This is a genomic window from Roseibium algae, from assembly GCF_037783265.1.
Classification (GTDB): domain Bacteria; phylum Pseudomonadota; class Alphaproteobacteria; order Rhizobiales; family Stappiaceae; genus Roseibium; species Roseibium algae.
Genome location: NZ_JBAKIA010000026.1, coordinates 22,838 through 34,577 on the forward strand (window position 1 = coordinate 22,838; position 11,740 = coordinate 34,577).

8 protein-coding genes and 1 pseudogene are annotated in these 11,740 nt (G+C 54.0%); 4 read left to right on the top strand and 5 right to left on the bottom strand.

Features of this window, described 5'->3' with window-relative positions; translation table 11 throughout:
- Positions 1 to 177 precede the first annotated feature (177 nt).
- Positions 178 to 2,259, bottom strand: a complete 2,082-nt coding sequence (locus V6575_RS22015; RefSeq protein WP_340277525.1) for a bifunctional DedA family/phosphatase PAP2 family protein — start codon at positions 2,257 to 2,259, stop codon at positions 178 to 180.
- 310 nt (positions 2,260 to 2,569) lie between these two features.
- On the opposite strand from V6575_RS22015, the gene pap reads away from it, so the two are divergent.
- Complete coding sequence (gene pap / locus V6575_RS22020; protein WP_340277527.1) at positions 2,570 to 4,036, top strand: polyphosphate:AMP phosphotransferase; 1,467 nt, start codon at positions 2,570 to 2,572, stop codon at positions 4,034 to 4,036.
- Here the strand turns inward: pap and V6575_RS22025 are convergent.
- Both V6575_RS22025 and mgrA read right to left on the bottom strand, forming a co-directional pair.
- The gene (locus V6575_RS22025; RefSeq protein WP_340277529.1) at positions 4,033 to 5,211 is read right to left on the bottom strand and encodes a pyridoxal-phosphate-dependent aminotransferase family protein; all 1,179 of its coding nucleotides are present in this window, start codon (positions 5,209 to 5,211) and stop codon (positions 4,033 to 4,035) included. The genes pap and V6575_RS22025 overlap by 4 nt on opposite strands.
- A gap of 199 nt (positions 5,212 to 5,410) precedes the next feature.
- Complete coding sequence (gene mgrA, locus V6575_RS22030; protein ID WP_340277531.1) at positions 5,411 to 6,439, bottom strand: L-glyceraldehyde 3-phosphate reductase; 1,029 nt, start codon at positions 6,437 to 6,439, stop codon at positions 5,411 to 5,413.
- Positions 6,440 to 6,770: 331 nt separating this feature from the next.
- Between mgrA and V6575_RS22035 the strand changes: the two genes are divergently transcribed.
- On the top strand, positions 6,771 to 7,715 hold the full coding sequence (locus V6575_RS22035) for an N-formylglutamate amidohydrolase (protein ID WP_340277533.1): 945 nt from the start codon (positions 6,771 to 6,773) through the stop codon (positions 7,713 to 7,715).
- Positions 7,716 to 7,780: 65 nt separating this feature from the next.
- Here V6575_RS22035 and V6575_RS22040 read toward each other — a convergent pair whose 3' ends face one another.
- Positions 7,781 to 8,962 carry an NAD(P)/FAD-dependent oxidoreductase gene (locus V6575_RS22040; protein ID WP_340277535.1) on the bottom strand — a complete coding sequence of 394 codons (1,182 nt, stop codon included), beginning with the start codon at positions 8,960 to 8,962 and terminating at the stop codon, positions 7,781 to 7,783.
- Positions 8,963 to 9,023: 61 nt separating this feature from the next.
- Complete coding sequence (locus V6575_RS22045; RefSeq protein WP_340277537.1) at positions 9,024 to 10,241, bottom strand: acyl-CoA dehydrogenase; 1,218 nt, start codon at positions 10,239 to 10,241, stop codon at positions 9,024 to 9,026.
- Positions 10,242 to 10,427: 186 nt separating this feature from the next.
- Between V6575_RS22045 and V6575_RS22050 the strand changes: the two genes are divergently transcribed.
- The gene (locus tag V6575_RS22050) at positions 10,428 to 11,351 is read left to right on the top strand and encodes a LysR substrate-binding domain-containing protein (RefSeq protein WP_340277540.1); all 924 of its coding nucleotides are present in this window, start codon (positions 10,428 to 10,430) and stop codon (positions 11,349 to 11,351) included.
- Between the two features lie 37 nt (positions 11,352 to 11,388).
- Positions 11,389 to 11,586, top strand: a pseudogene (locus tag V6575_RS22055) (diacylglycerol kinase family protein); the annotation flags it as partial.
- Between the last annotated feature and the right edge of the window lie 154 nt (positions 11,587 to 11,740).

The following is an 11,740-nucleotide window of genomic DNA, read 5'->3' on the forward strand; positions in this document are numbered from 1 at the left end:
ATATTAATTTTCACGTGATGAGACAATATGTAAAATTCCGGACCCGCCCAATGAGGAGCCAACAGTGGTTCCTGCCTTGCTCGCCTGAATGAATGGCGATCCAGGAACGGCTTCAACGTCACTGAGCCATCAATGAGGTTCAAATGACACTTGAGGCAGGGCATGTCGGTGTGAATTCTACTTTTTACGAGGCCCGGGCTTCGGCATTTCGAGTTGCTTGTCCTGTGGAGCCGCTGGTGTCTGAGACGCGGCGGTGACAGGATCAAGGGCGAGTACGACCTGTGTTCCGTTTTCACGGCTCTGCGTGACGGCCCCTGGCAAAAGACGGGCTGGATTTTCCGCTTCCGGTGGCGCTTGGCGGTCGATTTTCGGTCCGGAGAATTCACCCATGGGACGCATGATCTCTTCGTGAAGGACGCTACCGGTATAGAGCGTCAGGAAAGTGCCAGAGTGCAGTATTTCATAGCTGCTCGGCCAGAGGCGGAGGATCCAGCGACTGCTGCCCGGAGCTTCAGTCGGGTCGTTTTTGATCAGGATGAGCGCAGGCTGGCGGCCATTCTGGGTGCGTGGCAGAGCCGGAAAATTCTCTGCGGGTGTTTTGCCGACGACAAAACCCGTCGCTGATCTGAGAGACCATTCAGGGGCTGGCTTCCAGCCGTCTGCAGCTAAAGACGCGGCAAAGCGGCCCAGATCACCCGCATATTGAATGACAAGCGGTTCCTTGGTGTTTCCGTTCAGTTCGATACGCTGGTGAGGCAGTTGCTTCCAGCCAAATGTCATCCAGGCGTTGGACGTCAAAACCTCTCGCTCACTGCGCGGTTTATAGGTTGCCAGCGCCGTATCAATATGAGTGACCACATGCAAACTGCCGAAGGTGGCCAAGCCGCCGACGACAATGGCAGCCAATGTCAGGCGACCAATCTTCTCGTTGTGAATCGGTCCAAAGACGAAGGCAAAAGCGGCAACCATGGCCGTGCCAAACAGGAAGCCGGCAAGAACATCCGACGTCCAGTGGGCTCCCAGATAGACCCGGGAGAAGCCGATTGCGATCACATAACCTGCGGTGACCGTGAAGATGCCAGCTTTGGCCCAGCGGCTGCGGTTGTGTGCGATCAGGACGGCGCAGATGCCGAAAAGCACGGTGTTCAGTGTCGCATGGCCACTGGGAAAGCTGAAAGCGTCCGCACCAGAATAGAGATCCATCGGGCGGGAGCGTTCCAGCAGTGCCTTGATGAGCGGCACGAATAAAGCTGTCCCGGACATGGCGATGATGAAGCCTGTTGCGCGCCGCCATGCCTTCCGGATGAAGAGATAAATGGCAACGGTCGCAGACATCAGAGCGACGACAACGCCGTCGCCCAGTGTTGTGATCAACGCCATGACATGATCACCGACTGGCGTACGCAAGCTCTCAAACATGTTCAAGATTGCAATGTCGGCCCTTACCATGGGTTCACCGGGGGCGATTTCTCCCATGAACCAGAAGAACAATGGCATGGTGACCAGCAGCAGAAGTGCTGAAACGAGCATTCCGACAGACCGGGGCTGCAGGGGGTCGAATGTCTGCGCGATCCACTGGGATATTCTATCTGGTCGACGGGCAAACCAGTCAGCGGTGGCTGCGTGGGCATTGGGAAACAGGGGTAGAATAATCAGGATCAGCCAACGTCCAAGCATAATGGTGACGAAGGAAACAAGCAGGAATCCGCCCAACACCAGAGCCAATCGTCCACTCACTTCACCAATGGCGCTCAGGGCTGTTCCGGCGATTACGCCAGGGCCAATATGGGCAATGGCCCAGGCGATGGCCGAGACGATGTTTATGATTGTGAATTTCGTCGCATTCATGCCGACCATACCTGCAATGCCGGGTACGACGGATTTTACGCCGGGAACAAAGCGCCCAATGAAGACGCTCTTGCCACCGTGGAGTTTGAAGAAAGCCTCACCACGATCCATCAGGCTGGAATATTTTGACAAGGGCCAGAGTTTGCGAACCTGATCCTTGTAGAAATAGCCAAACCAGTAAGACACGGCGTCGCCGACAACGGCGCCCATGACCGTCCATGCGAAGATTGATGGGCCATCCAGCTTGCCAAGGCCAATGAGGGTTCCTGCACCCACCAGAACAACTGTACTGGGAACGACCAGGCCGATGATGAACAAGGCTTCGCCCATGGCGGCGGCAAAACAGATGATTCCGGCCAGAGACGGATTGTCACCTATGAAGTTGACGAGTTGTTCCAGAATTTCGGTCAAAGGATCGACGCTCGTCTTTTCGCGACACAGCCCGCTGATGTGGTTGGCATCAGATGGCGATTACAAACTTGAGTGTGCTTCATATAGGCATCGGTATAGCCGCTCAACAGAGCAAAAGTGATTGGCCATACCTTTGCGTAACTTCTTTGATACTCAATGAATGCAATGTCTATAGTGAATGAACTGATAATTATGCGTTTCATTCCAGGCCATCGGTTGAAAGACATAGCGGCGGTCGCGGAATGAAGCGAAGAAGTCAATAAGAGCGCTGCCAGCGACAGCTGGAAGGCCTCAGCCTCAGAGAGTATGCATGTTTGAATCCGCGCAGTTGCCTCAAAAGATGGACAAGAAGACATTTCGGAAACTTGAACCCGAATTGCGTGAAGCCTTGTTGTCAGCACAGCTTGAAATGGTTGAGAAGAAACCCTTTTCAACCATCATTGTTGTTGATGGTCTGGACGGCGCTGGCAAGGGGCAGGCAATTGCAAGGCTCTATGAGTGGATGGATGCGCGCCATCTGACCTGTAACGCTTATGGCGATCCGATGGAAGAAGCTCGTTTGAGGCCGCGATTGTGGCGTTACTGGCGTGATCTTCCCGCTAAGGGGGAGACGGCCGTGGTGTTCGGCAGCTGGTATCAGAAAGCCATGCGCGATCGAATCTATGACAAGATCGATGACGAGACCTTCGAGCATGAATTGGCCAAGATCCAGCGTTTTGAAAAAATGCTCGCGCAGGAAAATGTTCTGCTTTTGAAGTTCTGGTTTGTTCTGCCCCGCGAGGAGCAGGAACATCGGTTGAAGAAGATCGACAAGAAAGGCGCGGCGCGGCACGTCCTTGCTGATTGGGCTGCTTTGAAAAACCATGAAAAGGCCAGCAAGGTTGGCGAGAAAATCATTCTTGAAACCAGCAAGGGACACGCGCCCTGGTTTGTTATTCCCTCTCAAGACCCTGAGTACCGGGATGCGACCCTTGCCCAGACCATTGCAGGATCAATGCGGGTGAAGCTGGATGAAGGCGAGAGCAGCTCAATTGCTGCACCGCCTGTTGTCAGCGCATGGAAAAGCCAGAGCGCTGTTGATGCTGTCGATCTGACCGCGCATTTGGGCAAGGCGGATTATGAAAAGCAACTTTCCAAATATCAGGACCGGCTGTCTGACATTTCCGACACCAAAGCCTTTTCCAAAAAAGGCCTTGTCCTGGTGTTTCAGGGCAATGATGCTGCTGGAAAAGGCGGGGCCATTCGTAGGGTTATCAAGCCGCTGGATCCTCGCATCTATCGGGTACACTCAATTTCTGCGCCAACAGATGAGGAAAAATCCCGCCCCTATTTGTGGCGCTTTTGGCGGCGTCTGCCGCGCAAGGGTCATGTCGGTATATTCGATCGTTCCTGGTATGAGCGGGTTCTGGTCGAGCGGGTTGAAGGCTTTGCAGGTCATGATGACTGGCAACGGGCCTACAATGAGATCAATGAGTTTGAGCAAGAGCTGACGGATTGCGGTTACACCGTCTGCAAGTTCTGGCTCGCCATCAGCGCCGATGAACAATTGCGTCGTTTCAAAGCGCGCGAAGAAATCGCTTACAAACAGCACAAGATCACGGATGACGATTGGCGCAACCGTCTGAAATGGGATCAGTACGCAATAGCTGCCGGAGACATGGTCGACAGAACCTCTACCGATTTTGCGCCATGGACGCTTGTCTCTTCTGAGAACAAGCGTCATGCGCGAATTGAGGTACTCAAAACCATCTGCAAGCGTCTGGAGGACGCGCTTTAGAGCGCGCCTCCCAGGTAGTCTATGGCAGCTTGAACGCCGCCCTTGCCATGCGGGATATCAAGCTTGGCCAGGCCCAACTCGATGGCAGAGAGCGTTCCGAGCAGCATGACAGCGTTCACATGTCCCATGTGGCCGATGCGAATGCCTTTGCCAGAGAGCTCTCCAATCGCGCCACCAATGGTAACGCCGCATACGTCTTTGGTGAAAGCGCGCAAGGGGGCCGGATCAACGTTTCTCAAGCGGACCACTGTAACACTGTCGGACCGGCCTGTCTGCTCGGTAATGTTCATCTCCAAAACGCCGCCTTCGGCCCACACGTCGATAGCTTTACGTGTCGCTTCTGCCAGCAGAGCATGGCGATGCCAGACGTTTTCAAGACCTTCTGCATCGATGAGTTCGAGTGCCGCGCGGAACGCAAACAGCAGATGCTCTGGCGGGGTGCCACAATATTTATGATAGTGCTCCGGACCGTCTCGGAAGGTCCAGTCCATGTAATTGGTACGCAAGTTTGCAGTTGCATGCGCCTTGGTGGCGCGTTTACCTGCCACGACGAAAGACAGGCCAGGCGGCGTCATAAGCCCCTTTTGTGCGCCCGTCAGAGCGACATCGACACCCCAATCGTCCATCTCAAACGGCATGCAGCCGAGTGAAGCGATGGTGTCGACCATCAAAAGAGCCTCGTGCCCCGCGGCATCCATTGCCTTGCGGATGGCTGCAATGTCATTCCAGGCACCAGAGGCCGTGTCGACTTGCACTACAAGCACGGCCTTGATTTCTCCGCCTCTGTCTTGCTTCAGACGGTTCTCCACCGCAGCCGGGTCGACTGGTTTGTGCCACTCCCCTTTCAGGATTTCCATAGAAAGTCCCGCGATCTCGCCAGCTTCACCCCAGCCGATCGCAAAGCGGCCTGACTCAAGCACCAAAACCTTATCGCCCCGGCTCAAGGTATTGCTGAGTGCAGCATCCCAGGCTCCGTGCCCGTTGGCAGCGTAGATATATGGTCGGCCTTTCGTGCGAAACAGCCGGCGAATGCCGTCCATGCAAAAGGCGGTTGTCTCGACGAGCGGGCCTTCATAAATATCGACAGCAGGTCGGTGCATAGCGCGCAGAACGTCGTCCGGCACACTGGTTGGACCTGGAATCATCAGGAATTCCTTGCCGTTTCGCAATGTCATGATGCTGCCTTTCTGGGTGACCTTTGGGAGGATCAGATTTTATAAGTTCGAATCGTACGGCAGCTGTGGCCGCTTATAAAGTGACTTTCCTTGATGAGTGGATGATGAAAATTGATGATACGGGATTGGGCACCAGGTCGCAGCGATTTGGGGGAATTGGCGCTGCGACCTGGCTCAAATACAGGCAGAAGCTCAATGGCTAAGCATTTGAACTTTGGGCCCAAAGGTTGACATCGAAATCCTTCGTCAAACCGTCAATCTCAGTCAGCTCCTGATTGGAAAATGTCAGATTTTGCAAGGAACCGATGCAGTCAGTAATCTGCTCTGGTCGGCTGGCGCCAATCAGTGCCGATGTTACGCGCCCTTCACGCAGAACCCATGCAATTGCCATCTGGGCCAGTGATTGGCCGCGGGACTCTGCGATGGATGCTAGGGACCGGATCCGCTTGATCTTGTCTTCAGTGATCATATCCTCTTTAAGGGATTTTCCAGCTGCTGCGCGGCTGTCCTCAGGCACACCCTTGAGATATTTACCGGTCAGGACGCCCTGGGCGAGCGGGGTGAAGGCTATGGAGCCGATGCCTGTGTGATTCAAGGTGTCAAGCAGACCATCGTCTTCCACCCACCGGTTGATCATCGAATAGCTGGGCTGATGAATGATGCAGGGTGTGCCGAGATCCTTCAGGATTCTAGCCGCTTCGCGCGTACGTTCGGAGTTGTAGGAGGAAATTCCGACGTAAAGCGCTTTGCCCTGACGAACAGCGCTGTCGAGCGCGCCCATTGTTTCTTCAAGTGGGGTCTCAGGGTCAACACGGTGAGAATAGAAGATATCAACATAGTCCAGACCCATACGCTTGAGGCTCTGATCCAGGCTGGAGAGCAAGTATTTCCGGCTGCCCCATTCGCCATAGGGACCGGGCCACATCCGGTATCCGGCTTTTGTTGAAATGACCATTTCGTCACGAAGCCCGAGGAAGTCCGTCTTTAGGATGTCGCCAAATGCTTCTTCTGCGGACCCGGGAGGCGGGCCATAGTTGTTGGCCAGATCAAAATGGGTGATGCCGTGATCAAAGGCCGTTCGGCACAAGGTGCGCCCGGTTTCTCTCGGAGTGTCGCCACCAAAATTGTGCCAGAGGCCAAGTGAAAGAGCGGAGAGTTTAAGTCCGCTGAGGCCGCTGCGGTTGTAAATCATCGAATCATACCGCGTTGGTGCGGGGTTGTAGGTCATGGAGGCTCCTCCCAGAGCAACAATCTATGCGGGACAGGTGGTGCTTGGTCACCTGTCAGGTTGAATGCATTGCAAGATAGTTGTGCGTTTCCACAAAGCCAAGTTGGGAGGTGCCAAGAATATGAGATATCTATGCGTAGGCGTATGAGAAGGCTTCAGGTCAACACCTGTCTGGATAAAACGTCTCATCCGCGCCTGCTTTCGGGATTTTCAGAATTTATCGCGTGCCCAGTCCTCTTTTCCGGGAATAGAGGGTTTAAGCACCTTGTTTCCCTTTGGGAAAGAAATCAAAGTGAATGTATATTGAAATCCATTTATTGGGCTTGATCGCATGATCATTGTCGAAAAGGGCGCTAGTCCGCTTATCCTGTGTCTGCCTCATTCTGGGGTTGATATTCCGCCAGCAATCGAAACCCGTCTGAGTGCGACGGGGCGTTTGCAGGCTGACATCTCCTGGCGCCTTGAAAAAGTTCTCGATATTGCGCGAGAACTGGATGCGACCATCATTCGCTCGACAATTTCACGCTACGTGATTGACGTTGACCAGAAGGGTGAGAATCCCGACGAGCCCATGGAAGCGCCCTTTGGGCCGCTCTGTCCAACGTCCACGCTCGACCTGAAGAGGATTTACAAAGCTGACGAAGAGCCGGGTTTCGTTGAAATCGATCAGCGCAAACTGTTGTTCTATTTTCCGTTTCACAATGCTCTTGAGCAGGAAATTGGTCGGCTGCGCAAATTGCATGATCAAGTTGTCCTGTTTGATTGTCAGTCAATTCGCTCCCGTATTCGAGGTTTTGTGGAAGGTGAACTGCCTGTCATCAATATCGGTACTGGGGAAGGTAGCTCCTGTGCGGACGGTGTGAAAGATGCTTTTGCCGGGTCTTTTGCCGGGTTGAGTGGCTTTTCCGTGTCCATTGATGGACAGTTCAAGGGTGGACATATTCTTCGGCGCTACGCAGACCCGCTGCGAGGTTTGCATGCGATGACTTTGGTGATTGCGCAACGGGTCTATTTGCGACACGAGTCTCCACCTTTTGAACCGGACAAAGCACGTATCGCTCGTCTCAAGACGGTTTTGATTGACGGGTTTTCAAAAATAATCGATTGGGCAAAGATAGACAGAACGGCGCAAGTGTGCTCGTCTCTGCAGACCGCGAAACAAGAAGGAGTCTGCTCAAGCGATAATGCTGGCATCGATTACATCGGCCCTGCCGAGACTGTGGCAGCCAAAGGTAATGATGAGATTTTCGAAGCACCTCTGCCGTCAGCTGGCTAGGTCTGGGCCTTAAGCCGCGCTTTCAAATTCCTAAAACCAATGCAGCTGGCTGATTGCTTGATTGTCTATACGACGTTCCGTTCAATAAGCGGTTCGTTTTGAGTAAGGCGTTTAAGACTAAGGGCTGAAAGATCTAGGGTTTGGTAGTTGCCTGTTGTAATCAATTCGGCCAATCCGCGTCCAACGGCGGGGGCTTGCTGCAATCCGTGCCCTGAGAAACCGACCGCCAGGTAGAAGTTGTCGATCCCTGCAGCCTTGCCTAAGAACGCGTTGTGATCGAAGAGGTTTATGTCGTAGTGCCCGGACCAGGCAGCGCCCGGTTTGATTGCTTCGAATGCAGGAATGCGTTCAGCCAATGTGGGCCAGATGTGGTCCTCGAACAGACTGTGATCCACCTCAAAGTCATTGCTGTCGTGATCATCCTGGGGCGCTGGCGCTGATCCACAGATATAGCCGTTCCCTTCCGGGCGGACATAGGTGCCATTTGGGGCGATCAGTAGCGGAAAATGGGGCAAGGGCTCCTTGCATTCAAACGTAAAAACGCAGCGTTTCCTGCTGTGTATTGGCAAATCCAGCCCAATCTGGCGACATATGTCCATACTGCCGGAAGCCCCGGCAGAATTGACCAGAACCTTGGCAGACAGACTTTCACCGGTGTTGAGCTCTACCGTCCAGCTTTCGCCGGTTTTTCGTACTTTCTCCACTTTGGCAGCGACGTAATCCACGTTGAGCGAGCGGGCTTTTTTACGGAAGGCCTGCATCAACCCGTAACCGTCAAACCATCCTTCGCCGGTCAGCCCATGGCAACCAGCGGCAAGTCCATCCGTGTTGAGCCAAGGAAACTTCTGAGCCAGATCAGTTTGGTTGAGAAACGCAATGTCGGCACCGTGGCTGATTTGCTTTGCGTGGTTTGTCTCCAGAATGTCCAGTTTGTCGGGTGTTGCCAGAAACAGATAGCCACCTTCATGAAGGTCAATCACTGGCTTGTCGCCACCCACTTCCAGTCGCTCTCCGATCGACCGCAGATATTCGATGCCGAACAAGGAGATCTCTATGTTGATGGAGCTGGAAAACTGTTGCCGGATCGATGCAGCAGATCGGGCCGAGGCGCAGAGCTGATAGGAGGGATCCGCTTCCACGACCACAATGCGCCCAGAAAAATCATCGCGCTGGGCAAGTTGGCAGGCAATGGAAGAGCCGATGGCAGCGCCTCCGATTACAATGACATCTGCGATTTTCGCATTCATTGACCATCGCCTCTAAAAGAGAAGCCGGAGGCTGGGGAACCTCCGGCAGCATGAGCCTTGCCTAAAAGAATGCCTGGAGGCCGGTCTGTGCACGGCCGAGGATCAGCGCATGAACGTCATGCGTGCCCTCGTAAGTGTTGACCGTTTCCAGGTTCTGGCCATGGCGCATAACATGATATTCTTCAGAAATGCCGTTGCCGCCGTGCATGTCGCGCGCAACGCGGGCAATGTCGAGGGCTTTGCCGCAGTTGTTGCGCTTGATTAGAGAGATCATTTCCGGCGCAACCTTGCTAGCATCAAACAGCTGCCCAACGCGCAGAGCTGCCTGCAAGCCCAGGGTAATCTCGGTTTGCATGTCCGCCAGCTTTTTCTGGAACAGCTGCGTTTGCGCCAGTGGGCGGCCAAATTGCTCGCGCTCCAGGCCATATTGACGTGCACGTGTCCAGCAATCTTCTGCCGCGCCCATGACACCCCAGGCAATGCCGTAGCGAGCACGGTTGAGGCAGCCGAAAGGTCCCTTAAGCCCAGAGACGTTGGGAAGCAGCGCATCTTCGCCAACTTCAACATTGTCCATGACGATTTCGCCGGTGATTGAAGCACGCAAGGAAAGTTTGCCACCAATCTTCGGTGCGGAAAGGCCTTTCATGCCTTTGTCGAGAACAAAGCCCCGAATGGCACCGTCGTGAGTTTCCGACTTCGCCCAGACGACAAAAACGTCTGCGATTGGGGAGTTGGAGATCCACATTTTGGAACCGGTCAGTTTATAACCGCCGTCAATTTTTTCGGCCCGAGTGCGCATGCCAGCAGGATCAGAGCCTGCATCCGGCTCGGTCAGGCCAAAACAGCCGACATATTCGCCGGTGGCCAATTTTGGCAGGTATTTTTTGCGTTGTTCTTCGCTGCCGTAGGCGTAGATCGGATACATCACGAGAGAAGACTGGACACTCATCATGGAGCGATAGCCTGAATCAACCCGCTCCACTTCCCGTGCGACCAGGCCGTAGGACACATAGGAAGCGCCCGCGCAGCCATATTCTTCGGGCAACGTCAGGCCAAGAAGGCCGAGCTCGCCCATTTCGTTAAAGATCGCCCGGTCGGTTTTCTCTTCCCGATAGGCTTCAATCACGCGAGGTTGAAGCTTCTCTTGCGCATAGGCGTGGGCGCTTTCCATGATGAGAACTTCGTCTTCATTCAACTGATCGCGCAGGTGGAACGGGTCCTGCCAGTCAAAAGTGCCACCACCGTTTGGTGAGGATTTTGTGGTCGTTGCAGCAGTCATGTAGCTCTCTCCCTGGTCCGGCTGGCCGGCAAAAGTCCTGCAAGAGGGCGTCAAAAATCTGAGCCATCCTGGAATGAATTGTTACATGGTAATGATATTGCCGATTTCAGCCCTTGCAAAAAAGCGATTTCTTCTCCCTTATTCATGCCCAAATGGAATGATTTGTTTTCTTTTTGGAACCAGTAAATGAAACGTGCCTTCGTCCCCCCTGCCGACGCCTTGATCGCATTCGAATGTGCTGCGCGTCATTCCAGCTTCACGCGTGCAGCGGAGGAACTGCATCTCACGCAGGGGGCCATCTCCAAGCAGGTACGGCACTTGGAGGACCGCATAGGCGTGGAGCTTTTCCGACGAGTGCGGCAGCGCATTGTCTTGACGGACGCTGGACGGCTCTATCTCCATGATATCCGAGGCGCACTCGATCAGATGACAGCGGCTACTAGGCAGGTAATGTCTTATGCAGGTAGTCAGGATGTTCTAAATCTCGCTGTTTTACCGACCTTTGGGACACGCTGGCTTGCCCCTCGACTAGCCGAGTTCCAGCGTCGACACCCAAGTGCTGGTCTGAATCTCAGTGTGCGTTTGCAACCATTTGATTTCGAGAGTGAGCCTTTTGATGGAGCTATTCATCATGGGGATCCAGTGTGGGCTGGTGCCATTGCTGAAGCTCTTTTCGATGAGGAGGTCATTCCGGTTGCCTCACGGGCGTTCCGGGACAGGCATGGAATCCGAAAACCGGCAGATCTTGCGAATGTTCCGCGGCTGCAGTTGTCGACCAGGCCTTTGGCGTGGCGGCAATGGTTCGACTTGGCAAAAGTTGAAACTGACGCAGCTTTCCAAGGCGCACGTTTCGAACAATTCGTCATGATCTCTGAAGCTGCAATTCATAATGTTGGTGCAGCCTTGGTGCCAAAGCTATTTGTTCAAAGCGAACTGGCATCTGGTCGCCTTGTACAATTGTTCGATATCGCTTTGGCGCAGCAGTCAGCCTATTATTTTGTCTACCCTGAAAACAGAACCCTGCGTCCTGTTGTCGCCAATTTCAGGAACTGGTTGATGGAAGAGGCCCGTTCAGCGCGCCTCGACAGGGAAACTATGCTTCCCAGTTAGGTTGGTAAGTTACATTTTGCAGTTGAAGGTTGTCGAAATGGCACAAAAGACCCATTCCCGTCTCATTATACACGGCAAGGCAGCTGGCCGGGAGGATGTGCGTGCTGCCGTAGAGAGGCTTCGCAAGCGCGGACATGAAGTGACTGTCCGAGTTACCTGGGAGGCCGGGGACGCCCAACGCTTTGCACGAGAGGCAATCGCAGATGCGCTAACGGACAGAATTGATACTCTTGTTGCAGGTGGGGGGGTAATCTCCCCATTTTTAGTGGGGCTCAGTGGTAGAATTCACGCGGCCATTTTGAGTTTCATGGCGGGGGTGATGCCGCCAATGCCCATGTTGGGTCGCTCGTTGTTGTAAGTCCAGAGCCATTCAGTTGCTTGTTCCTGCG